Source organism: Pseudomonas sp. GT1P32 (assembly GCF_054897805.1).
Genome location: NZ_CM142704.1, coordinates 4,295,126 through 4,318,204, shown reverse-complemented (window position 1 = coordinate 4,318,204; position 23,079 = coordinate 4,295,126). Strand labels below are relative to the sequence as shown.

Below are 23,079 nucleotides of genomic sequence, written 5' to 3'. Positions count from 1 at the left end.
TTCATCTCACCCATTCAACCGGAGCGACCCATGACCCAGACTAATCTGCGCAACGGCCCCGACGCCAACGGCCTGTTTGGCTCGTTCGGCGGCCGCTACGTCGCCGAAACCCTGATGCCGTTGATCCTCGATCTGGCCCGCGAGTACGAAGCGGCCAAGGAAGATCCGGCATTCAAAGAAGAATTGGCCTACTTCCAGCGCGACTATGTCGGACGTCCAAGCCCACTCTATTTCGCTGAACGCCTGACCGAGTTCTGCGGCGGCGCGAAGATTTATCTCAAGCGTGAAGAGCTGAACCACACCGGCGCGCACAAGATCAACAACTGCATCGGCCAGATCCTGCTGGCGCGGCGCATGGGCAAGAAACGCATCATCGCCGAGACCGGCGCCGGCATGCACGGCGTGGCGACCGCCACCGTGGCCGCGCGTTTTGGCCTCGACTGCGTGATCTACATGGGCACCACCGACATCGAACGTCAGCAAGCCAACGTGTTCCGCATGAAACTGCTGGGCGCCGAAGTGATCCCGGTCGTGGCCGGCACCGGCACCCTGAAAGACGCGATGAACGAAGCGCTGCGTGACTGGGTGACCAACGTCGACAGCACCTTCTACCTGATCGGCACCGTGGCCGGTCCGCACCCTTACCCTGCAATGGTTCGCGACTTCCAGGCCGTTATCGGCAAGGAAACCCGCGATCAACTGCAAGCCCAGGAAGGCCGTCTGCCAGACAGCCTGGTGGCGTGCATCGGTGGTGGGTCCAACGCCATGGGCCTGTTCCACCCGTTCCTCGACGACAAAAGTGTCGAAATCATTGGTGTCGAAGCGGCCGGTTACGGCATCGAGACCGGCAAGCACGCGGCCAGCCTGAATGGCGGCGTACCGGGCGTGTTGCACGGCAACCGTACCTTCCTGCTGCAGGATGACGACGGCCAGATCATCGACGCCCACTCGATCTCCGCCGGCCTCGACTATCCAGGCATCGGCCCGGAACACGCCTGGTTGCATGACATCGGTCGCGTTCAATACACCTCGGTGACCGACGACGAAGCCCTCGACGCGTTCCATAAATGCTGCCGTCTGGAAGGGATTATTCCTGCTCTGGAAAGCGCCCATGCCCTGGCCGAAGTGTTCAAACGCGCACCGACCCTGCCGAAAGATCACCTGATGGTGGTCAACCTGTCCGGTCGCGGGGACAAAGACATGCAGACCGTGATGCACCACATGGAAAACTCTCAACAAGTGCAGTCCCAGCAGGAGAAACACTGATGAGCCGCCTGCAAACGCGTTTTGCCGAACTCAAGGAACAAAACCGCGCCGCCCTGGTGACCTTCGTCACCGCCGGCGACCCGAGCTATGACACTTCCCTGGCGATCCTCAAAGGTTTGCCTGGTGCTGGCGCCGACGTGATCGAGTTGGGCATGCCTTTCACCGACCCAATGGCTGACGGCCCGGCGATCCAGCTGGCCAACATCCGCGCCTTGGGTGCCAAACAGAACCTGGCGAAAACCCTGCAAATGGTTCGCGAGTTCCGTGAAGGCAACAGCGATACGCCGCTGGTGCTGATGGGTTACTTCAACCCGATCCACATGTACGGCGTACCGCGTTTCATCGCCGACGCCAAAGAGGCCGGCGTGGATGGCCTGATCGTGGTCGACCTGCCGCCCGAGCACAACGGCGAACTATGCGACCCGGCCCAGGCTGCCGGTCTGGACTTCATCCGTCTGACTACCCCGACGACCGATGATGTGCGCCTGCCGACGGTTCTGAACGGCAGCTCCGGTTTCGTTTACTACGTGTCTGTGGCCGGTGTGACCGGTGCTGGCGCGGCGACGCTGGAGCACGTTGAAGAAGCGGTGGCCCGTCTGCGCCGCCACACCGATCTGCCGATCAGCATCGGTTTCGGTATTCGTACACCGGAGCAAGCGGCGTCAATCGCGCGTCTGGCCGACGGTGTGGTGGTGGGTTCGGCGTTGATCGATCACATCGCCAACGCCTCGACGCCGGATCAGGCGATCGATGGTGTACTGAGTCTTTGCGCGGCGCTGGCCGATGGCGTGCGTCAGGCCCGCTTCAGCTGAAGGTAAAGTTCCTGATACAGAGGAATTAGAGCTTCGCGGTACAGACTAAACAGCAAGACCGAGGGCTTCAGGACTACGTTCTGAAGCCCTTTTTGCTGTGTGTGCCGTGAGGAAAGACCCGATGAAAATGCCGAAACGTCTGATTGCCAGCCTGGGTGTGCTGATGTTCAGTGCCACCCCGTTGCTGCACGCCAGCGCCGATCAGCGCGACGATCACGACCGCGGCGGTCAGCAACAGGGCCATTACGATAACCATGGCGATGACCATCGCGGCCCGCAGGACAACCATCGCGGCGGCCCTCTGCCACGGGACTTTGGTCCAGTGCGCCAGACGATTCATGACAATCATGGCTACTTCGTACGGGGTGCGCCGCCACCTCCAGGCATTCGTCTGGAGCGTGGTCGGCCGTTGCCGCACGGTTATTACGGCGAACGCCTGGACAACCGCGCGCTGAGTCGGCTGCCGTATTACCAGGGTTACGAATGGCGCCGTGCCGGTGGCGACATTGTGCTGATCGCCGTGGGTACCGGGATCGTCTATGAAATTCTGGAAGGGGTGTTGTGAGCGACGCACCTCCCTGTAGGAGCTGGCTTGCCAGCGATGGTCGTCGAGATGGCGCGTTTGATCTGACTAAACGCGGCGCTCTCGAGTTCTTCGCTGGCAAGCCAGCTCCTACAGGGGTTTATGCAACGGCTTCAGGGCAATTCCAATCCGCCCGCCGCTTTGTGCAATTTACGCAAATGCTCGCCAACCTGCTTCAGGTTGGCTTCGTTGGCAGCCATCTCTGCCGCACGACTCGGGTCGAGCAGCGCTCTCACTTCCTTGTCCAGGTCGCCGGTCAGCGCCTGGAGCTGCTTTTGCCGCAGGCTGCTTTCCGATTCCAGGCGTTGCCACTCGCCGGGTTGCGGCAAGCCATAACCGCCGGTACCGAGCAGCTCCGCCGGACGACTGAGGAAGCCGCTGTTGGCGAGAATCTGCTTCAACGTCGCATTGGCCTTGTCCATGCCACCGTTCTTCAATTCCCGGGCACCGAGATAGCGTTGCTTCACTTCGTCCTGGGCCAGCACCAGTTGTTGTCGGAAAGCGGCCTGTTCCAGTAGCAGCAAAGCCGCGCTGGTACGCAGGTCAGCCTGATCAATCCATTTGCGACGCTCTTCAGCCTTTAATGCCAGCCAGTCTTCGACCTTGTCCTGTTTGATCGGCAGGTGCTTTTTCAGCACCTCGAACATCGCTTGATAACGATCGCGGAAAGAGTCGAAGCGATAGCCAAGCCGCAGTGCTTCGCGAGGATCGTCCAGCACGCTGGTATCCGCCAGGCCGCGACCCTTGAGCACTTCCAGCAAGCCGTTGGGCATGATGTTGTCCAGCCCGACCAGCTTTGCGTTGTTGGTGCCGCTGCGCAGCAACTTCAGGCCTTCTACGGCGCAGTTGTTGGACAGGAAGAAGTAATTGCCGTCGTAGCTCCAGTGCATCTCGGCGGCGTGTTCCACCACGTCTTCGATCTCGTTGCGCGACAGGTTCAGCGGCACCGAGGCGAGGCTGCGCAATTCGGTCTTGGTGTACTCATCGATGACCTGGGCCAGCGGCAGGACAAACAGGCGCGACGGGTATTTACCAACCAATCCATCCCAGCTCGACAGCTGTACATCACCGACGAAGGCGCGGTAGGACAACACCAGGTGCTGATCCAGATCCAGCCGGCAATCCGGCCCCCGTGGTCGGCCGGGAGCACAGATCACCAGGCGCAACATGCTGTGGCCCCAGCGGCTGACCCAGTTCTGGTTGGCTTCGGCCAACAGATAATCCACGGCATACACCCGCTCCGGATCGACCTGGCCCAGAGGTTGTTTGGCGAAGTCGTTACCGGCATTGAGGAAGGCGAATGATTTGCCGCAGGTGTCTTTGGCGGCGGGAGCCCAGCCGAAATGTTCTTTGTAGTAGCGGTAGAGCGCAGGGCGGCGACAGGCGTAGCTCGGGTCGAGGAGGAAGTACTCCATGTTCACCGCGACGAACTCTTTGGGACTGCTGGTCTCGTAGATGTCAGGGCTGCGGGCGATCTGGCGGTTGTACTGTTCGCGCTCGCCGCGACGACCCACGTATTGCGGCCAGCCTGCGAGGTCGAGCAGGCGTGGGTCATCGCTGAGGGTGAAGCGTCGGTCGGACTGGCCACGGCATTCATCCGGGATACCAATCAGGCCGGAACTGTTGGTGCGCCGGGTGCAGCGCTGGATCAGCGTGCGTTCGGTGGCTGGCCAAAAACGCGAGCGGTCATAGATGTGGGTGAGTTCGTGCAGCACCGTGGCCAGCATTTCCCTGCGCACGGTGCCGTGGGGGCGATAAGTCTTCTTGGTTGCGGCGCTGCCGTCGGTGAGGCTGGCGAGCAGGTTGCGGTTCAGGTCGAGTTCGGACACCAGCGACGCCTGGCCGTAGGCATTGCTCGGCATGTCATCGGTCCAGCCAACGTCGATGCGTCGGTCTAGCTGCTCGATGAACCGCGGCGGCAACGCCTGCATGGCTTCATCAAGCAGCGCCTGGCTGGCCTGCTGTTGCGCGGGACTCAGGCCTTCGGTCTTGAGCTGTAATTGCAGCCCGGCCTGAGCCGTGTTGCCGAGCAGCAACATGGCCCCCGTCAGAAGCCAGGCATTTAGCGACCTCACAGTGCGAGGATGGCTTCGGCGATGACCTGATCACTGGCGTCCCGAGCTTCCGGCACGCGGGTGCGCAATAGGTTGAGCGCTGCTTCCAGGTGCGCGCCTCGGATATCGCCATCACTGGCGACGAAACTGGCGGCATCGTCATGGGCTTCTCGAACGATTTTCGCGTCGCGGATGGACGTCGTGGTATCGGAAGTGAAATCAAGGGTCCGGCGAGTGGCGTTGATGAGGATGTTGCTGGTGGCAACCAGGGTGTGCGCCTGGGTTACATCGGCCAACAACAGCAGGCCAAGGGTGGTGATAATCAGCGGGCTACGCATGGAACGACTCCGGACAAACGAGGATAACTATTGGACGAGAATAGTTTGTGCCAGTTCAAGGTCGCTTGCATGAAGTTTTGGCTGGGTCTGGCGCAGGTAAATCAGGGCTGACTCCAGTTGTGCGCCTCGCAGTTGGCCGTCACTGGCGATAAATGAAGCGGCATCATCCCTGGCGGCGAGCAGAAGCTTACGGTCGAAGGGGGCGGAGGTCACCATGCTTGTGGCGTAGCCCGTAGCTACAACGCCTTGCGTCGTCAGGTCGAAGGCATGGGCCTGGCCTGCCCAACTGGCCGCCATGAGAACCGGAGAGATCAACAGACAGGTAAGAAAACGCATGAGACTCGACAGTTGAAAGCGAGTCCCAAGGCTAGCGCAACGCCCGGTTTAGAGCCAGCGCCGAAACATCGGGACACGTTGGGCGTGTCCCTGATATGGATGACGCTTGGTTAGATAGTCAGGATGGCCTGAGCCAGCTGTGCGTCAGACGCGTTCAGTTGAGGGGCCTGGTGGCGAATGTGGTCGAGCGCGCTTTCCAGTTTCACGCCACGAATGGCGCCTTCGCTGGCGACGAAGCTGGCGGCGTCGTCACGGGCCGCGCGTACGATCTTGTCATCGCGAAAGGACGACGTGACATCGGAAGTGGCATCGGACGTAGCCTTCAATGCATTGACGACGGCATCGGTGGTCACGATGAAGCTGGTGGCGTGGGAATTGGCAGCCACGGCAAGCAGGGCTGCAGCGCTGAGCAGACGAAGACGGGACATGGTGTAACTCCTTTGGGTAAACCGATTGAGAGGCGGCGCGGTGTCTGTTGAGTCAGACGTCTGTCGCGCAGTCATCGCCACGTTCTGGCTTGATATTAGGCCTGTAGGTATCGGTTCGCACAGTCCCGTCTGTTCAAGCGGACATCAGCGCCAGAACGGCTTATCCAATTCTTTGACACGATCTGAATGACTGATGCCCAGGTCAGACAGCTGCCTGCCGTCGAGTTGCGCCAGTAAACGCCGGGTTCTGGCCCTTTCGAGGCTGTTGGCGAGGCCTCTTAACAATCTTCTGAGCCAGGTAAACCGAGGCTTGGATTGCGAAGTGGTCGCGGGGAGATCCATTGGATGATCCATGGTGCAGTCCTTTTGCTGGCAGGTCGGGATTTCATGATGATCCCGCCCGGTTCGCCAAGACAGACACACAAGCTTGAAATTGTACTGGTTCAGTTTTGATTAAAATAAAACTGTACCTGTTGTTGAGTGTACTTATTGTTTTGAGGGTTTCATCACCCCAAAACGACAAAACCCGTCGTGGTTTCCCACGACGGGTCTTGTTTGTTCAATTCGGGTGCTGGCGGTTGACCTTAAAGATCAGAGCCAGCGACGCTAACTTAGCGCCAGAACGGCTTGCTCAGCTCTTCGTAGCGTTGTGCTTCGCTAATCCCGGCGTCAGCCAGCAGACGCGAATCCAGACGAGCCAGTTGGTGGCGGCTGGAGATGCGGCGCTGCCACAGCATCAGGTTGGCGATAACGCGAAGAGGCATGGAAGCCTGGGTTTTTGCAGCGGTGTCTTCGAAGAACAGATCGGAACTGAGTGTACGTTCCATGGTTTTCATCCTTCCGCTTGTGGCGGGATTAGGTAGTGGTTTAACTGATGCCAATGATCCTCTCGTTTGGCCAGTCTCTCTAGATACAGTTCACCTGTATTGTGAGGGACCAGTTAACTGTTAAAGGGTGGTGTACTGGTCTAAATTGAGGCAACTGTACCTATCGGCACTAATATGGTGCGTTTTTGGTGATTAAGGTCGAAAAGGTAGGTCATTACGGTAGGAAAAGACCAGTACAGCAGTACAGTTTTAAACACATTTCTGCCTGGCAATAGTCCGCTGTCGAAACTGTGTTTGCGACAGCGGCTATCTGTATCAATCACACCGTCAGCATTCGACCGGTTTCTTCCAGGTTGATGTGCCAGCTCAGGGCGTCACGCAGGATATGTGGCGTGTGCCCGCCGATGGCGCAAGCGGCGGTGAAGTAGTCATCCAGCGCCTGGCGATAGTCCGGGTGTACGCAGTTATCGATGATGACGCGAGCCCGCTCCCGCGGTGCCAGCCCGCGCAAGTCCGCCAGACCGACCTCGGTCACGAGGATGTCGACGTCATGTTCCGTGTGATCGACGTGGCTGACCATCGGCACCACGCTGGAGATCGCGCCGCCCTTGGCAATCGACTTGGTCACGAAGATCGCCAGGTGCGCGTTGCGCGCGAAGTCCCCCGAGCCACCGATGCCGTTCATCATTCGCGTGCCGCAGACGTGGGTAGAGTTGACGTTGCCGTACAGGTCGAACTCCAACGCAGTGTTGATGCCGATGATCCCAAGGCGGCGCACCACTTCCGGGTGGTTGGAGATTTCCTGCGGACGCAGGACCAGTTTGTCCTTGTAGCGCTCCAGGTTGCCGAACACATCAGCGTTGCGGCGGCTCGACAAGGTGATCGAACTACCAGACGCAAAACTCAGCTTGCCGGCGTCGATCAGGTCGAAGGTCGAGTCCTGCAACACCTCGGAATACATGGTCAGGTCTTCGAACGGTGAATCGATCAGTCCACACATCACCGAGTTGGCAATGGTGCCGATGCCGGCCTGCAATGGGCCGAGCTTGTTGGTCATGCGCCCAGCCGCCACTTCCTGCTTGAAGAAGTCGATCAGGTGGTCGGCAATGGCCTGGGTATCAACGTCCGGCGGCAACACCGTCGACGGCGAGTCGGACTGATTGGTGATGACGATTGCGACGATCTTTTCCGGCGGAATCGGAATGGCGGTGCTGCCAATGCGATCGTCGACCTTCACCAGCGGAATCGGCGTGCGGGTCGGGCGATACGTCGGGATATAGATGTCGTGCAAACCCTCGAGGTTCGGGTTGTGCGCCAGGTTGATCTCGACGATCACCTGTTTGGCGAAAATCGCGAAGCTGGCCGAGTTGCCCACCGAAGTGGTCGGCACGATGTGGCCTTGCTCAGTGATCGCCACAGCTTCGATGACGGCGATGTCCGGCAGTTTCAGCTGCTGGTTGCGCAGCGACTCCACGGTTTCTGAAAGATGCTGGTCAATAAACATCACTTCGCCGGCGTTGATCGCCTTGCGCAATGTGCTGTCGACCTGGAACGGCATGCGTCGCGACAGGACGCCGGCTTCGGTGAGCTGTTTATCAAGGTCGTTGCCCAGGCTGGCGCCGGTCATCAGCGTGATTTTCAGCGGGGTGATTTTGGCGCGTTCGGCCAATGCATGAGGCACGGCTTTGGCTTCGCCGGCGCGCGTGAAACCACTCATGCCGACGGTCATGCCGTCCTCAATCAGAGCGGCAGCGTCTGCAGCGCTCATCACCTTATCCAACAACGAAGGCAAGCGAATACGATCACGGTACATGGATTGTTATCTCGGGCAACGGAAGCAAGGTGTGCAGTCTAGTGATTTCAAAAAAAATCCTCCCGCTACCATGGTCGAATGCGGACCCCCGATTTAGAGCCTTTTGTCGGGTTTCTCGGGGAATAAAAAAACCCCAGCCTACTAAAGGCTGAGGTTTTGGGTATTGCGCTGGAGCAGTTTTTACTCGACGGCTTTGACCATGTCTTCGATGACTTTCTTGGCGTCGCCGAAGACCATCATGGTTTTGTCGAGGTAGAACAGTTCGTTGTCCAGGCCGGCATAACCGCTGGCCATCGAACGCTTGTTGACGATGATCGTCTTGGCCTTGAACGCTTCGAGAATCGGCATCCCGGCAATTGGCGATTTCGGATCGTTCTTCGCTGCCGGGTTGACCACGTCGTTGGCGCCGAGCACCAGCACCACGTCGGCCTGACCGAACTCGGAGTTGATGTCTTCCATCTCGAACACCTGGTCGTAAGGCACTTCAGCCTCGGCCAGCAGTACGTTCATGTGACCAGGCATACGGCCCGCCACCGGGTGGATCGCGTATTTCACGGTCACGCCACGATGGGTCAGCTTCTCGGTCAGCTCTTTCAGTGCGTGCTGTGCCCGTGCTACCGCCAGGCCGTAGCCTGGAACGATGATCACGGTATCGGCGTTGGTCAGCAGGAAGGTCGCGTCGTCGGCCGAACCGGATTTCACCGGGCGTGCTTCCTTGGCGCCAGCCGGACCGGCATCGGCCGTATTGCCGAAACCACCGAGCAGCACATTAAAGAAGGAGCGGTTCATCGCCTTGCACATGATGTACGAGAGGATCGCACCGGACGAACCCACCAGCGAACCCGCGATGATCAGCATCGAGTTGTTCAGCGAGAAGCCGATACCCGCTGCTGCCCAACCGGAGTAACTGTTAAGCATCGACACTACAACCGGCATGTCCGCGCCGCCAATCGGGATGATGATCAGGACGCCCATCACGAAGGCCAGCGCGAGCATCAGCGCGAAGGCACTGAGATTGCCGGTCAGCATGAAGGTGATGCCCAGCGCCAGTGTCGCCAGACCCAGCAGCAGGTTCAGCTTGTGCTGGCCACCGAACTGTACCGGTGCGCCCTGGAACAGGCGGAACTTGTACTTGCCCGAGAGCTTGCCGAACGCGATCACCGAACCGGAGAAGGTGATTGCACCGATGGCAGCACCCAGGAACAGCTCCAGACGGTTGCCCGCAGGAATCGAATCACCCAATTGCTTGACGATGCCCAGCGATTGCGGCTCAACAACAGCGGCGATCGCGATGAACACCGCGGCCATACCGATCATGCTGTGCATGAAGGCGACCAGTTCCGGCATCTTGGTCATTTCAACGCGCTTGGCCATGATCGAGCCGGCGGTGCCGCCGACCAGCAGGCCGACGATGACGTAACCGATACCGGCGGTGGCCAGCTCAGCACCCAGTTTATAGATGAGGCCCACGGTGGTGAGGATGGCCAGCGCCATGCCGAGCATGCCGTACAGATTGCCGCGACGCGACGTGGTCGGGTGCGACAGGCCTTTCAAGGCCTGGATGAAGCAGATGGACGCGATCAAGTAGAGCGTCGTTACGAGGTTCATGCTCATTACTTAGGCGCCTCTTCTTTTACGGCTTTCGGGGCTTTTTTCTTGAACATCTCAAGCATCCTGCGGGTCACCAGGAAGCCACCGAATACGTTCACTGCCGCCAGGGCCACGGCCAGGGTGCCCATGGTCTTGCCCAGTGGCGTAACGGTCAGCGCCGCGGCGAGCATGGCGCCGACGATCACGATCGCCGAAATGGCGTTGGTGACCGCCATCAACGGCGTGTGCAGCGCAGGTGTAACGTTCCAGACCACGTGATAACCGACATAGATCGCCAGCACGAAGATGATCAGGTTGTAGATACCGGGGGAGATAAGCTCTTCCATCGTCTGAATCCCTGCTTAGGCGTTTTTGCGGATGACTTGGCCGTCGCGGCACATCAGGCACGCGGCGACGATGTCGTCTTCTAGGTTCACTTCGAACTGGCCTTCTTTGTTGAAGACCAGCTTCAGGAAGTCCAGCAGGTTGCGTGCGTACAGGGCCGATGCATCTGCCGCGACTGCGCCGGCCAGATTGGTAGGACCGCAAATGGTCACGCCATTCTCGACCACTACTTGATCAGCCACGGTCAGCGGGCAATTGCCGCCCTGGGCTGCGGCGAGGTCGATGACCACCGAGCCTGGCTTCATCTGCGCCACGGTTTCCGCGCTCAACAGCGTCGGTGCCTTGCGGCCCGGAATCAGTGCCGTGGTGATGACAATGTCAGCCTGCTTGGCGCGCTCGTGCACGGCCAGGGCCTGACGCTGCATCCAGCTCGCCGGCATTGGCCGTGCGTAACCGCCGACCCCGACGGCGCATTCGCGCTCTTCATCAGTCTCATAAGGCACGTCGACGAACTTGGCGCCGAGGGATTCGATCTGCTCTTTAACCGCAGGTCGCACATCAGACGCTTCAATCACCGCACCCAGACGTTTCGCCGTAGCGATCGCCTGCAAACCGGCTACCCCGGCGCCAAGAATCAGCACGCGCGCCGCTTTCACGGTGCCCGCAGCGGTCATCAGCATCGGCATGAAGCGAGGGTAATGGTGAGCGGCCAGCAACACGGCTTTATAGCCGGCGATGTTGGCTTGCGAGGACAGCACATCCAGGCTCTGGGCGCGGGAGGTGCGTGGCGCGGCTTCCAGCGCAAACGCGGTAATGCCGCACTCGGCCAGCTTGGCAATGGTTTCATTGCTGAACGGGTTGAGCATGCCCACCACAACGGTGCCGCTCTTGATCAGAGCGAGTTCGCTGTCGCTGGGTGCGACCACCTTGAGAATCAGCTCGGCACCAAACGCATCGTTGGCGCTGCCAATGGTTGCGCCTGCCGCTTCATAAGCACTGTCGACAACGCTGGCGTTAATGCCGGCGCCGCTTTGCACAGTGACCTTATGACCCTGGCCGATCAGCTTCTTGATGGTTTCCGGGGTTGCAGCAACCCGTGTTTCACCCGTCTGGGTTTCGAGAGGAACACCAATGTGCACGTCAAATCTCCTGCGTGATCTTATTGAGTAAACCCAGGCACTTCGGATGGTGCGGCTGGGGCGGCCGATCAGCACGATCCCGCCAAATCAGGGCGGGGCGCGGCATTTTGCAGGCGAACTTTGTGCCCTTCAAGGGATTATGACGGGTGACGGAAAATTAACTACAAGTCACCCCGTGACCGAATGTCGCAACTAACCGCTTCAATCCCTTGCAGGCCGTGCCTTGTAAGGTTTTTCGCCAAAATTCAAGAAATTACGCATGAGTATGGTGAATGCAGTGTTATTGCCATCGAATAGCGGCTCAAGGCCACGTCTTCAGGCGCTTGTGGGACGTTTGTGCCGCTTCTCGGTACAGTCTGCGAATATGCGACAAATACTTATATCTGTAGGGCTTTCAATTTATTGACTACGGGGTCAGTTAATAGCGCAGAGCCTTTATCCTTCTAGGCTGTAGCTTTGTGCCTGATTTACCAGCCAGTCGCGAAATGCCTTCAAAGACGCAGATTCGACCTTTCGATCAGGAATCATCAAGTAATACGCCTTGATGCTGGACAGCGCCTGAGCATTGGCAATCACCAGCCGCTTCTCCGCCAGTTCGCGCTGAATCAGGAACGGCGGGATCAAGGCAATCCCCATGTCATGCATTGCCGCTTGGGCAAGCATGGAGAATAGCTCGTAGCGCGGCCCTGTCATGTCGCGCGGGATATTAAGGTTTTGTGAGTTGAACCATTGGCGCCAGGCATAGGGGCGGGTGGTCTGTTGCAGTAGGGGCAGTTCGGCGATTTCAGCGGGTGTGAGGCTTGTCCTTTTGCCCAGTAGGTTGGGGCTGCACACAGGCATGGGATTTTCGCCCATCAGTCTGTGGGATTCAGTACCTGACCAGTCTGCATCGCCAAAGTAAATGGCGGCATCGAAGTCTGTGTCGGCAAACAGGAAGGGGCGTGTGCGGTTAGTGAGGTTGACCGTCACTTCGGGATGTTTTTGCTGGAAGTCCTTGAGTCTTGGCAGCAGCCACTGGGTGCCGAAGGTTGGTACGACCGCCAGTTCAATCACGTTGGTGCCCTGCTGGCCCATCACTGACAGGGTGTCGCGTTCTACGGCATCCAGCTGTGTTGCTACCCGACGGCTGTAGGAAAGTCCGGCTTCAGTCAGCTTCACTCCGCGTCGCGAGCGTCGGAACAATTCCACACTCAAGAACTCCTCAAGGCTGGCGATCTGTCGGCAGATCGCTCCCTGAGTGAGGGAAAGTTCCTGGGCTGCCTTGGTAAAGCTCTCATGGCGTGCCGCTGCTTCAAAGCTGACCAGGGCGGTTGTGCTGGGGATCTTCCTGCGCATGTACGTCAACCTCACTAATACATCGTACAAAAAACTGCTTCGCGATGTTTCGGAGTGAGAAATTAGCACAACAGTATGCAAAATCCTCGTTTGTGGTAACGCCGAACCCGGCCTAGGATCAGTCCACGTTATTTGACCCGATTCGAGAGGACACACTCATGGGCGGTAAAGCTAGCTTCAACTGGATCGATCCCCTGCTGCTGGATCAACAGCTCACCGAAGAAGAGCGCATGATCCGCGACACTGCCGAGCAATTCGCTCAGCAGAAGCTCGCGCCGCGTGTTCTTGAAGCTTTCCGTCATGAAAAGACCGATCCGGCGATCTTCCGTGAAATGGGTGAAGTCGGCCTGCTGGGTGCAACCATCCCTGAGCAATATGGCGGCAGCGGCCTGAACTATGTCAGCTACGGTCTGATTGCTCGTGAAGTCGAGCGCGTCGATTCGGGTTATCGCTCGATGATGAGCGTGCAGTCCTCTTTGGTGATGGTGCCGATCAATGAATTCGGTACTGAGGCTCAGAAGCAAAAGTATCTGCCGAAACTGGCCTCGGGCGAGTGGATTGGCTGTTTCGGTCTGACCGAGCCTAACCACGGTTCCGACCCGGGCGCGATGATTACCCGTGCACGCAAAGTGGAAGGCGGCTACAGCCTGACCGGCAGCAAGATGTGGATCACCAACAGCCCGATCGCCGATGTGTTCGTGGTCTGGGGCAAGGACGACGAGGGCGACATCCGTGGCTTCGTTCTGGAGAAAGGCTGGAAAGGCCTGAGCGCGCCGGCCATTCACGGCAAAGTGGGGCTGCGTGCATCCATCACCGGTGAGATCGTCATGGACAACGTGTTTGTCCCTGAAGAGAACATCTTCCCTGACGTCCGTGGTTTGAAAGGCCCGTTTACTTGCCTGAACTCGGCGCGTTACGGCATTTCCTGGGGGGCGCTGGGCGCGGCCGAGTTCTGCTGGCACACCGCTCGCCAATACACCCTGGATCGTCAGCAGTTCGGTCGTCCATTGGCTGCTACTCAATTGATCCAGAAGAAACTGGCTGACATGCAGACCGAAATCACCTTGGCTCTGCAAGGCTGCCTGCGTCTGGGTCGTATGAAAGATGAAGGCACCGCTGCGGTCGAAATCACGTCGATGATGAAGCGTAACTCTTGCGGCAAGTCCCTGGATATTGCGCGTATGGCGCGTGACATGTTGGGTGGTAACGGTATCTCCGATGAATTCGGCGTGGCGCGTCACCTGGTCAACCTGGAAGTGGTGAATACCTATGAAGGTACGCATGACGTCCACGCGCTGATTCTTGGTCGTGCGCAGACCGGCATCCAGGCGTTCTATTAATAGGAGAACGGCCATGGGCGCGCTTTCGCATCTACGGGTACTGGATTTGTCGCGGGTGCTGGCCGGGCCGTGGTCCGGTCAGATACTGGCGGACCTTGGCGCCGAGGTGATCAAGGTCGAGCGTCCGGGCAATGGCGATGACACGCGCGCCTGGGGGCCTCCTTTTCTGAAGGACGCCTATGGCGAGAACACCAGCGAGGCCGCCTATTACTTGTCGGCCAATCGCAACAAGCAATCAGTGACCATCGACTTCACGCGCCCGGAGGGGCAGAAGTTGGTGCGTGAGCTGGCGGCGAAGTCAGACATCCTGATCGAGAACTTCAAGGTCGGTGGCCTGGCGGCTTATGGATTGGATTATGAGTCGCTCAAAGAGGCCAATCCGAATCTGATTTACTGCTCGATCACCGGATTTGGTCAGACGGGTCCATACGCCAAGCGCGCGGGTTATGACTTCATGATCCAGGGCTTGGGCGGCCTGATGAGTCTGACGGGGCGACCGGAAGGGGATGATGGTGCCGGGCCGGTGAAAGTCGGCGTGGCGCTGACGGATATTTTGACCGGGCTTTACTCGACTGTGGCGATTCTCGCGGCGCTTGCGCATCGGGATCATGACGGTGGCGGCCAACATATCGATATGGCGTTGCTGGATGTCCAGGTTGCGTGTCTGGCTAACCAGGCGATGAACTACCTGACGACAGGCAATGCGCCGAAGCGGCTGGGTAATGCGCATCCGAACATCGTGCCGTATCAGGACTTTCCGACGGCAGATGGCGATTTCATCCTCACCGTGGGTAATGACGGGCAGTTCCGCAAATTTGCGGAAGTGGCCGGGCAGCCGCAGTGGGCGGATGATCCGCGCTTTGCCACTAATAAGCTGCGGGTGGCGAACCGTGCGCTGCTGATTCCGTTGATTCGCCAGGCTACGGTGTTCAAGACCACTGCAGAGTGGGTGTCGCAGTTGGAGCGGGCGGGCGTACCGTGTGGTCCGATCAATGATCTGGCTCAGGTGTTTGCCGACCCTCAGGTAAAGGCGCGTGGATTGGCGATTGAGCTGCCTCACGCCTTGGCAGGGATGGTGCCGCAGGTCGCGAGCCCGATTCGTTTGTCCGAGACGCCGGTGGAGTACCGCAATGCGCCTCCTTTACTGGGCGAGCATACGATGGCGGTGTTGCAGCGGGTGTTGGGTCTGGACGCTTGTGCGGTGACTGCATTAAAGGACGCTGGAGTGCTTTGAGGAATCCTTCTATATAGAGGGCGTGGTTTTGCTCTTCTATATAGAGGGAGACGCGCTGTTTTCAGGCTTTCTGCAAGTTATTGATAGAAAGGCTAAATTAGGGGTTGACGGCAGATTCTGGAAGTCTATAATTCGCCCCACTTCCGGCGCAGTCGAAACGGAAAACTCCTTGGTAAACAAAGAGTTACGCAGTTTTCGGCAGCGAGTTGCTTCAGGTCATCGAAGCCCAGAAGGAGTTGGTCAAGCGGTGTTGTGTGGCTTGATTGACGGTTCGATCTTCTCGGTCGAAAGCGGAGAAAAAGAGGTGTTGACAGCAGCGAGTAACGCTGTAGAATTCGCCTCCCGCTAACGAGAGATCGGAAGCGCAAGTGGTTGAAGTTGCAAAGGAAACTTTGAAAACTTCTGAAAATAATCGCTTGACAGATACAGAGGACGCTGTAGAATGCGCGCCTCGGTTGAGACGAAAGATCTTAACCAACCGCTCTTTAACAACTGAATCAAGCAATTCGTGTGGGTGCTTGTGGAGTCAGACTGATAGTCAACAAGATTATCAGCATCACAAGTTACTCCGCGAGAAATCAAAGATGTAACCAACGATTGCTGAGCCAAGTTTAGGGTTTCTTAAAAACCCAAAGATGTTTGAACTGAAGAGTTTGATCATGGCTCAGATTGAACGCTGGCGGCAGGCCTAACACATGCAAGTCGAGCGGTAGAGAGAAGCTTGCTTCTCTTGAGAGCGGCGGACGGGTGAGTAATGCCTAGGAATCTGCCTGGTAGTGGGGGATAACGCTCGGAAACGGACGCTAATACCGCATACGTCCTACGGGAGAAAGCAGGGGACCTTCGGGCCTTGCGCTATCAGATGAGCCTAGGTCGGATTAGCTAGTTGGTGAGGTAATGGCTCACCAAGGCGACGATCCGTAACTGGTCTGAGAGGATGATCAGTCACACTGGAACTGAGACACGGTCCAGACTCCTACGGGAGGCAGCAGTGGGGAATATTGGACAATGGGCGAAAGCCTGATCCAGCCATGCCGCGTGTGTGAAGAAGGTCTTCGGATTGTAAAGCACTTTAAGTTGGGAGGAAGGGCAGTAAATTAATACTTTGCTGTTTTGACGTTACCGACAGAATAAGCACCGGCTAACTCTGTGCCAGCAGCCGCGGTAATACAGAGGGTGCAAGCGTTAATCGGAATTACTGGGCGTAAAGCGCGCGTAGGTGGTTTGTTAAGTTGGATGTGAAATCCCCGGGCTCAACCTGGGAACTGCATTCAAAACTGACAAGCTAGAGTATGGTAGAGGGTGGTGGAATTTCCTGTGTAGCGGTGAAATGCGTAGATATAGGAAGGAACACCAGTGGCGAAGGCGACCACCTGGACTGATACTGACACTGAGGTGCGAAAGCGTGGGGAGCAAACAGGATTAGATACCCTGGTAGTCCACGCCGTAAACGATGTCAACTAGCCGTTGGGAGCCTTGAGCTCTTAGTGGCGCAGCTAACGCATTAAGTTGACCGCCTGGGGAGTACGGCCGCAAGGTTAAAACTCAAATGAATTGACGGGGGCCCGCACAAGCGGTGGAGCATGTGGTTTAATTCGAAGCAACGCGAAGAACCTTACCAGGCCTTGACATCCAATGAACTTTCCAGAGATGGATTGGTGCCTTCGGGAACATTGAGACAGGTGCTGCATGGCTGTCGTCAGCTCGTGTCGTGAGATGTTGGGTTAAGTCCCGTAACGAGCGCAACCCTTGTCCTTAGTTACCAGCACGTAATGGTGGGCACTCTAAGGAGACTGCCGGTGACAAACCGGAGGAAGGTGGGGATGACGTCAAGTCATCATGGCCCTTACGGCCTGGGCTACACACGTGCTACAATGGTCGGTACAGAGGGTTGCCAAGCCGCGAGGTGGAGCTAATCCCATAAAACCGATCGTAGTCCGGATCGCAGTCTGCAACTCGACTGCGTGAAGTCGGAATCGCTAGTAATCGCGAATCAGAATGTCGCGGTGAATACGTTCCCGGGCCTTGTACACACCGCCCGTCACACCATGGGAGTGGGTTGCACCAGAAGTAGCTAGTCTAACCTTCGGGAGGACGGTTACCACGGTGTGATTCATGACTGGGGTGAAGTCGTAACAAGGTAGCCGTAGGGGAACCTGCGGCTGGATCACCTCCTTAATCGACGACATCAGCTGCTCCATAAGTTCCCACACGAATTGCTTGATTCATTGAAGAAGACGATAAGAAGCAGCCCGAAATTGGGTCTGTAGCTCAGTTGGTTAGAGCGCACCCCTGATAAGGGTGAGGTCGGCAGTTCGAATCTGCCCAGACCCACCAATTTTTGTGTGGGATCCTGTAGCAATACGGGGCCATAGCTCAGCTGGGAGAGCGCCTGCCTTGCACGCAGGAGGTCAACGGTTCGATCCCGTTTGGCTCCACCACTACTGCTTCTGATTGTATAAAGCTTAGAAATGAGCATTCCATCGTGATGGTGGTGAATGTTGATTTCTAGTCTTTGGCTAGATCGTTCTTTAAAAATTTGGGTATGTGATAGAAAGATAGACTGGATAGCACTTTCACTGGTGTTTATTCAGGCTAAGGTAAAATTTGTGAGTTTAATCGCGAATTTTCGGCGAATGTCGTCTTCACAGTATAACCAGATTGCTTGGGGTTATATGGTCAAGTGAAGAAGCGCATACGGTGGATGCCTTGGCAGTCAGAGGCGATGAAAGACGTGGTAGCCTGCGAAAAGCTTCGGGGAGTCGGCAAACAGACTTTGATCCGGAGATGTCTGAATGGGGGAACCCACCTAACATAAGTTAGGTATCTTAAGCTGAATACATAGGCTTAAGAAGCGAACCAGGGGAACTGAAACATCTAAGTACCCTGAGGAAAAGAAATCAACCGAGATTCCCTTAGTAGTGGCGAGCGAACGGGGACTAGCCCTTAAGTGGCTTTGAGATTAGCGGAACGCTCTGGAAAGTGCGGCCATAGTGGGTGATAGCCCTGTACGCGAAAATCTCTTAGTCATGAAATCGAGTAGGACGGAGCACGAGAAACTTTGTCTGAATATGGGGGGACCATCCTCCAAGGCTAAATACTACTGACTGACCGATAGTGAACTAGTACCGTGAGGGAAAGGCGAAAAGAACCCCGGAGAGGGGAGTGAAATAGATCCTGAAACCGTATGCGTACAAGCAGTGGGAGCCCACTTTGTTGGGTGACTGCGTACCTTTTGTATAATGGGTCAGCGACTTATTTTCAGTGGCGAGCTTAACCGAATAGGGGAGGCGTAGCGAAAGCGAGTCTTAATAGGGCGTCTAGTCGCTGGGAATAGACCCGAAACCGGGCGATCTATCCATGGGCAGGTTGAAGGTTGGGTAACACTAACTGGAGGACCGAACCGACTACCGTTGAAAAGTTAGCGGATGACCTGTGGATCGGAGTGAAAGGCTAATCAAGCTCGGAGATAGCTGGTTCTCCTCGAAAGCTATTTAGGTAGCGCCTCATGTATCACTGTAGGGGGTAGAGCACTGTTTCGGCTAGGGGGTCATCCCGACTTACCAAACCGATGCAAACTCCGAATACCTACAAGTGCCGAGCATGGGAGACACACGGCGGGTGCTAACGTCCGTCGTGAAAAGGGAAACAACCCAGACCGTCAGCTAAGGTCCCAAAGTTATGGTTAAGTGGGAAACGATGTGGGAAGGCTTAGACAGCTAGGAGGTTGGCTTAGAAGCAGCCACCCTTTAAAGAAAGCGTAATAGCTCACTAGTCGAGTCGGCCTGCGCGGAAGATGTAACGGGGCTCAAACCATACACCGAAGCTACGGGTATCACTTAGGTGATGCGGTAGAGGAGCGTTCTGTAAGCCTGTGAAGGTGAGTTGAGAAGCTTGCTGGAGGTATCAGAAGTGCGAATGCTGACATGAGTAACGACAATGGGTGTGAAAAACACCCACGCCGAAAGACCAAGGTTTCCTGCGCAACGTTAATCGACGCAGGGTTAGTCGGTCCCTAAGGCGAGGCTGAAAAGCGTAGTCGATGGAAAACAGGTTAATATTCCTGTACTTCTGGTTATTGCGATGGAGGGACGGAGAAGGCTAGGCCAGCTTGGCGTTGGTTGTCCAAGTTTAAGGTGGTAGGCTGGAATCTTAGGTAAATCCGGGATTCTAAGGCCGAGAGCTGATGACGAGTGTTCTTTTAGAACACGAAGTGGTTGATGCCATGCTTCCAAGAAAAGCTTCTAAGCTTCAGGTAACCAGGAACCGTACCCCAAACCGACACAGGTGGTTGGGTAGAGAATACCAAGGCGCTTGAGAGAACTCGGGTGAAGGAACTAGGCAAAATGGCACCGTAACTTCGGGAGAAGGTGCGCCGGTGAGGGTGAAGGACTTGCTCCGTAAGCTCATGCCGGTCGAAGATACCAGGCCGCTGCGACTGTTTATTAAAAACACAGCACTCTGCAAACACGAAAGTGGACGTATAGGGTGTGACGCCTGCCCGGTGCCGGAAGGTTAATTGATGGGGTTAGCTAACGCGAAGCTCTTGATCGAAGCCCCGGTAAACGGCGGCCGTAACTATAACGGTCCTAAGGTAGCGAAATTCCTTGTCGGGTAAGTTCCGACCTGCACGAATGGCGTAACGATGGCGGCGCTGTCTCCACCCGAGACTCAGTGAAATTGAAATCGCTGTGAAGATGCAGTGTATCCGCGGCTAGACGGAAAGACCCCGTGAACCTTTACTATAGCTTTGCACTGGACTTTGAATTTGCTTGTGTAGGATAGGTGGGAGGCTTTGAAGCGTGGACGCCAGTTCGCGTGGAGCCAACCTTGAAATACCACCCTGGCAACTTTGAGGTTCTAACTCAGGTCCGTTATCCGGATCGAGGACAGTGTATGGTGGGTAGTTTGACTGGGGCGGTCTCCTCCTAAAGAGTAACGGAGGAGTACGAAGGTGCGCTCAGACCGGTCGGAAATCGGTCGTAGAGTATAAAGGCAAAAGCGCGCTTGACTGCGAGACAGACACGTCGAGCAGGTACGAAAGTAGGTCTTAGTGATCCGGTGGTTCTGTATGGAAGGGCCATCGCTCAACGGATAAAAGGTACTCCGGGGATAACAGGCTGATACCGCCCAAGAGTTCATATCGACGGCGGTGTTTGGCACCTCGATGTCGGCTCATCACATCCTGGGGCTGAAGCCGGTCCCAAGGGTATGGCTGTTCGCCATTTAAAGTGGTACGCGAGCTGGGTTTAGAACGTCGTGAGACAGTTCGGTCCCTATCTGCCGTGGACGTTTGAGATTTGAGAGGGGCTGCTCCTAGTACGAGAGGACCGGAGTGGACGAACCTCTGGTGTTCCGGTTGTCACGCCAGTGGCATTGCCGGGTAGCTATGTTCGGAATAGATAACCGCTGAAAGCATCTAAGCGGGAAACTAGCCTCAAGATGAGATCTCACTGGGACCTTGAGTCCCCTGAAGGGCCGTCGAAGACTACGACGTTGATAGGTTGGGTGTGTAAGCGCTGTGAGGCGTTGAGCTAACCAATACTAATTGCCCGTGAGGCTTGACCATATAACACCCAAGCAATTTGACTACTCGAAAGAGCATCAGATTGCGGTGTGTGAAGACGCAATGAACCGAAAGTTCGAGAGCAACACACAAACTATCGCATACCCAATTCGCTGGAACGTCGCAAGACGCGTCAGCTCAAGAATTTCTTGACGACCATAGAGCATTGGAACCACCTGATCCCATCCCGAACTCAGCAGTGAAACGATGCATCGCCGATGGTAGTGTGGGGTTTCCCCATGTGAGAGTAGGTCATCGTCAAGATTAAATTCCGAAACCCCAATTGCGAAAGCAGTTGGGGTTTTGTTTTAGTAGAAGTCACCAATTTTGCTGGCACGTTACAGCGTAACGGGCTGGTCACAGAATTTCTTGACGACCATAGAGCATTGGAACCACCTGATCCCATCCCGAACTCAGCAGTGAAACGATGCATCGCCGATGGTAGTGTGGGGTTTCCCCATGTGAGAGTAGGTCATCGTCAAGATTGAATTCCAAAACCCCTGTCTGTTAACGCAGACAGGGGTTTTGTCGTTTCGGGCTCGCTAATATCCCGATAGCCCGCCTTGAAGAAACAAAAAAGCCAGCCCCTGAAAATCAAGGGCTGGCTTTTTTGTATGCCGAGTATTTAGAACGGGTAGCTCACCGTGGCGGTTTTCGGTCAGCTACCCGCCTGGCGTGCAAACTGATTGAGCGCATCGCTCAAAGGTCCGGCGGCAACGTTGTAGCGGTGGCTGCTGACTGCCGCTCCAACGTCACCCACCATCGGGTGCGGTAGCGCAGTTGCACCGGCAAGGTCTGCGGAAGGGTGGCCAGCAGTTTGTCGGTGTCTTCCAACCGGAAGACACCGGACAGCCGCAAGTTGGCAATATCTGCTGCGCACGTCAGATAACCATGGCGGTAGCGTCCGATCTCCTGCAGGAAATCGCCAAGACGCATATTGCGGGTGACGATCAGACCGTCGACCCAGGCGCCGACATCCATGTCCTGCGGTGGCGCCAAACGTGCCCGATGATGATCAATCACATAGCTCTGACCGGCCTGCACCTGAATCGGCACGCCATCGGCAGGCAGCGGCGATTGGATCGCGACCATGCCGCTGGTCACGCTGAGCCGCGTGCAGTCCGCTTCCTGACGAAGGATGAAACGTGCGGCGACGCCCTCATACACACCGTGGTGACTGTGCACGCGTAGCGGTCGATCCAGTGAAGATCCTTCATCGGCCCCGCCGCACGTCACGATGATTTCGCCACGGGTCAGTTTGATCAGGCGCTGGTGCACGGTGTAGTCCAGATCCACTGAGCTGGCGGTATTCAGTTCCAGTCGCGTGCCATCCGGCAGCTGGAAACCACGGCGCTCGCCCGTAGCGGTGGCGAAATCCGCGGTCCACTGTTGCCAGCCCGTCAGATCCCTGCCCAGCCATGCTGCCGACCCCATCAACAACGCACCCGACAACAGTTTCAAGGCCTGGCGCCTGCCCGGTCCTTGAGCACTGTTTTCCAGCGTGTTGAAGGCGACGTGGGCACCGGGTACCGCACGCAGATTGTTGCTGAGTTCGGCGTGCAGGGACTGCACCCGTTGCCAGGCCAGTTCGTGTTCCTGATGTTCTGCCCGCCAGACATCGCATTGCTGGCGGAGCCTGGGATTGCTCGCGTTGTTTCGCAAGCGCAGCAGCCAGTGGATGGCTTGTTTGACCACCTGTTGATGAGGTTCGCCACGCCGACCCAGTGACGGATTATCCACAGGCATCATGTTTGGTACCGCAGCAGATAGCAGTGATAGAGCGTATCAGCGACATAGCGCTCCACCGAACGCAGGGACAAGCCCATCAGAGAGTGAGCCCTTCGGCCGTATTGCCCAGTCAAGCGCGCAGCCACGTGTTGAGCCAACCGTGATGGCTACCGTAAAGCGCCTGTACTGCAAACTCAGGTGAGGACATGAACGCAACAGCCCGAACGTCACAAATGATAATTAGTCGCATTGTTGTCAAGGGACGGGGAATTTGCAACTGCCGCTCGAACAACCGTCATCACACCAATGCTACTCAAGCGCTCTAGCACGCCGTTCGGCGGGTAT

At 56.8% G+C, this 23,079-nt stretch carries 18 protein-coding genes, 2 tRNA genes, 4 rRNA genes and 1 pseudogene; 12 read left to right on the top strand and 13 right to left on the bottom strand.

What is annotated here, in order from left to right; genetic code table 11:
• Positions 1-30 precede the first annotated feature (30 nt).
• From trpB to ACYZUC_RS19690, 3 genes are all read left to right on the top strand, one after another.
• Positions 31-1,266, top strand: a complete 1,236-nt coding sequence (gene trpB, locus ACYZUC_RS19700; RefSeq protein WP_008027742.1) for a tryptophan synthase subunit beta — start codon at positions 31-33, stop codon at positions 1,264-1,266.
• Positions 1,266-2,078, top strand: coding sequence for a tryptophan synthase subunit alpha (gene trpA / locus ACYZUC_RS19695; protein WP_461989800.1), 813 nt, complete (start codon positions 1,266-1,268; stop codon positions 2,076-2,078). The genes trpB and trpA overlap by 1 nt, the downstream gene beginning before the upstream one ends.
• A 121-nt stretch (positions 2,079-2,199) precedes the next feature.
• Positions 2,200-2,643: an anti-virulence regulator CigR family protein gene (locus tag ACYZUC_RS19690; protein WP_461989799.1), complete on the top strand. Its 444-nt coding sequence runs from the start codon at positions 2,200-2,202 to the stop codon at positions 2,641-2,643.
• Between the two features lie 131 nt (positions 2,644-2,774).
• On the opposite strand, the gene ACYZUC_RS19685 is transcribed toward ACYZUC_RS19690, so the two are convergent.
• The 11 genes from ACYZUC_RS19685 to ACYZUC_RS19635 all read right to left on the bottom strand — a co-directional run bounded on the left by ACYZUC_RS19685 (position 2,775) and on the right by ACYZUC_RS19635 (position 12,866).
• Positions 2,775-4,736 (bottom strand): DUF7844 domain-containing protein, encoded by a 1,962-nt coding sequence (locus ACYZUC_RS19685; RefSeq protein WP_461989797.1) that lies wholly within the window; start codon positions 4,734-4,736, stop codon positions 2,775-2,777.
• Positions 4,733-5,053 carry a DUF2388 domain-containing protein gene (locus ACYZUC_RS19680; protein ID WP_461989796.1) on the bottom strand — a complete coding sequence of 107 codons (321 nt, stop codon included), beginning with the start codon at positions 5,051-5,053 and terminating at the stop codon, positions 4,733-4,735. Before ACYZUC_RS19680 ends, ACYZUC_RS19685 begins: the two co-directional genes overlap by 4 nt.
• 27 nt (positions 5,054-5,080) lie before the next feature.
• Complete coding sequence (locus tag ACYZUC_RS19675; protein WP_461989795.1) at positions 5,081-5,389, bottom strand: DUF2388 domain-containing protein; 309 nt, start codon at positions 5,387-5,389, stop codon at positions 5,081-5,083.
• A gap of 110 nt (positions 5,390-5,499) precedes the next feature.
• Positions 5,500-5,817, bottom strand: coding sequence for a DUF2388 domain-containing protein (locus ACYZUC_RS19670; RefSeq protein ID WP_461989793.1), 318 nt, complete (start codon positions 5,815-5,817; stop codon positions 5,500-5,502).
• A gap of 144 nt (positions 5,818-5,961) precedes the next feature.
• Complete coding sequence (locus ACYZUC_RS19665; protein WP_461989791.1) at positions 5,962-6,171, bottom strand: DUF1127 domain-containing protein; 210 nt, start codon at positions 6,169-6,171, stop codon at positions 5,962-5,964.
• A gap of 257 nt (positions 6,172-6,428) precedes the next feature.
• Positions 6,429-6,644 carry a DUF1127 domain-containing protein gene (locus tag ACYZUC_RS19660; RefSeq protein WP_007947887.1) on the bottom strand — a complete coding sequence of 72 codons (216 nt, stop codon included), beginning with the start codon at positions 6,642-6,644 and terminating at the stop codon, positions 6,429-6,431.
• Between the two features lie 319 nt (positions 6,645-6,963).
• The gene (locus ACYZUC_RS19655; RefSeq protein WP_461989790.1) at positions 6,964-8,457 is read right to left on the bottom strand and encodes an acetyl-CoA hydrolase/transferase family protein; all 1,494 of its coding nucleotides are present in this window, start codon (positions 8,455-8,457) and stop codon (positions 6,964-6,966) included.
• Between the two features lie 180 nt (positions 8,458-8,637).
• Positions 8,638-10,071 (bottom strand): NAD(P)(+) transhydrogenase (Re/Si-specific) subunit beta, encoded by a 1,434-nt coding sequence (locus ACYZUC_RS19650; protein WP_461989788.1) that lies wholly within the window; start codon positions 10,069-10,071, stop codon positions 8,638-8,640.
• Positions 10,071-10,394, bottom strand: a complete 324-nt coding sequence (locus ACYZUC_RS19645; RefSeq protein WP_003187010.1) for an NAD(P) transhydrogenase subunit alpha part 2 — start codon at positions 10,392-10,394, stop codon at positions 10,071-10,073. The genes ACYZUC_RS19650 and ACYZUC_RS19645 overlap by 1 nt, the downstream gene beginning before the upstream one ends.
• A gap of 15 nt (positions 10,395-10,409) precedes the next feature.
• Complete coding sequence (locus tag ACYZUC_RS19640) at positions 10,410-11,531, bottom strand: Re/Si-specific NAD(P)(+) transhydrogenase subunit alpha (RefSeq protein ID WP_008027764.1); 1,122 nt, start codon at positions 11,529-11,531, stop codon at positions 10,410-10,412.
• A gap of 435 nt (positions 11,532-11,966) precedes the next feature.
• Positions 11,967-12,866, bottom strand: coding sequence for a LysR family transcriptional regulator (locus ACYZUC_RS19635; RefSeq protein ID WP_192417875.1), 900 nt, complete (start codon positions 12,864-12,866; stop codon positions 11,967-11,969).
• Positions 12,867-13,024: 158 nt separating this feature from the next.
• Between ACYZUC_RS19635 and ACYZUC_RS19630 the strand changes: the two genes are divergently transcribed.
• From ACYZUC_RS19630 to rrf (ACYZUC_RS19590), 9 genes are all read left to right on the top strand, one after another.
• On the top strand, positions 13,025-14,206 hold the full coding sequence (locus ACYZUC_RS19630; protein WP_461989786.1) for an acyl-CoA dehydrogenase: 1,182 nt from the start codon (positions 13,025-13,027) through the stop codon (positions 14,204-14,206).
• A gap of 13 nt (positions 14,207-14,219) precedes the next feature.
• Positions 14,220-15,440, top strand: coding sequence for a CaiB/BaiF CoA transferase family protein (locus tag ACYZUC_RS19625; protein WP_461989784.1), 1,221 nt, complete (start codon positions 14,220-14,222; stop codon positions 15,438-15,440).
• 28 nt (positions 15,441-15,468) lie between these two features.
• Positions 15,469-15,789: a hypothetical protein gene (locus tag ACYZUC_RS19620; RefSeq protein ID WP_461989782.1), complete on the top strand. Its 321-nt coding sequence runs from the start codon at positions 15,469-15,471 to the stop codon at positions 15,787-15,789.
• 292 nt (positions 15,790-16,081) lie between these two features.
• Positions 16,082-17,618: ribosomal RNA gene (locus ACYZUC_RS19615) — 16S ribosomal RNA — on the top strand.
• A gap of 82 nt (positions 17,619-17,700) precedes the next feature.
• Positions 17,701-17,777: transfer RNA gene (locus ACYZUC_RS19610), tRNA-Ile, on the top strand.
• A gap of 28 nt (positions 17,778-17,805) precedes the next feature.
• Positions 17,806-17,881 (top strand) — tRNA-Ala (locus tag ACYZUC_RS19605).
• Positions 17,882-18,117: 236 nt separating this feature from the next.
• Positions 18,118-21,009 (top strand): 23S ribosomal RNA (locus ACYZUC_RS19600).
• A 145-nt stretch (positions 21,010-21,154) separates the two neighbouring features.
• Positions 21,155-21,270 (top strand): 5S ribosomal RNA (gene rrf / locus ACYZUC_RS19595).
• 104 nt (positions 21,271-21,374) lie between these two features.
• A 5S ribosomal RNA gene (rrf, locus tag ACYZUC_RS19590) occupies positions 21,375-21,490 on the top strand.
• The 16S, 23S and 5S rRNA genes sit together here with 2 tRNA genes alongside, the layout of an rRNA operon.
• Before the next feature lie 215 nt (positions 21,491-21,705).
• Here rrf (ACYZUC_RS19590) and ACYZUC_RS19585 read toward each other — a convergent pair.
• Both ACYZUC_RS19585 and ACYZUC_RS19580 read right to left on the bottom strand, forming a co-directional pair.
• Positions 21,706-22,752, bottom strand: coding sequence for a FecR domain-containing protein (locus ACYZUC_RS19585; protein ID WP_461996734.1), 1,047 nt, complete (start codon positions 22,750-22,752; stop codon positions 21,706-21,708).
• Positions 22,752-22,832 (bottom strand): annotated as a pseudogene (locus tag ACYZUC_RS19580) (sigma-70 family RNA polymerase sigma factor); the annotation flags it as partial. The pseudogene ACYZUC_RS19580 and the gene ACYZUC_RS19585, both read right to left, overlap by 1 nt.
• Between the last annotated feature and the right edge of the window lie 247 nt (positions 22,833-23,079).